Here is a 418-nt window from a genome sequence, read left to right as displayed (position 1 = left end):
GGAGTGTTTGAGGAGGGGTGCGACGCTCTTGAGTTGTTGGATTTCGTTGGTGGGGGCTGCGGTGAGGGTGTTTTGGGAAGAAGCGAAGTTTTCTAGGTCGACCGGGCGTTGGTTGTTCCAGTCGGCAATGACCTGGCTGAGGAATCTGGTTTTGTCGGCGGAGCTTTCGAGTCGTTTTGTTTTTCCGGTGTTGTTGAGGTCCACTTTCGGGTGGAAGTTTTTGTCTTTGGCGAGTTGGGTGAGGGTGTTGTTGTTGTAGGCGTCGAGGATTTTCTGGATGGTTCGATCGCCGGAGTGTTTGAGGAGGGGTGCGACGCTCTTGAGTTGTTGGATTTCGTTGGTGGGGGCTGCGGTGAGGGTGTTTTGGGAAGAAGCGAAGTTTTCTAGGTCGACCGGGCGTTGGTTGTTCCAGTCGGCA

General features: G+C 54.3%; 1 protein-coding gene. It reads right to left on the bottom strand.

Going from position 1 to position 418, the window contains the following annotated elements:
* A partial coding sequence (locus QSJ59_RS24300; RefSeq protein ID WP_285762098.1) for a hypothetical protein occupies nt 1–418 on the bottom strand: 418 nt, incomplete at both ends.

The organism is Nocardiopsis ansamitocini (assembly GCF_030268225.1).
Classification (GTDB): Bacteria; Actinomycetota; Actinomycetes; order Streptosporangiales; family Streptosporangiaceae; genus Nocardiopsis_D; species Nocardiopsis_D ansamitocini.
The sequence above is the reverse complement of the archived record's forward strand: the minus strand, read 5'-3'. Positions and strand labels throughout refer to the sequence as shown.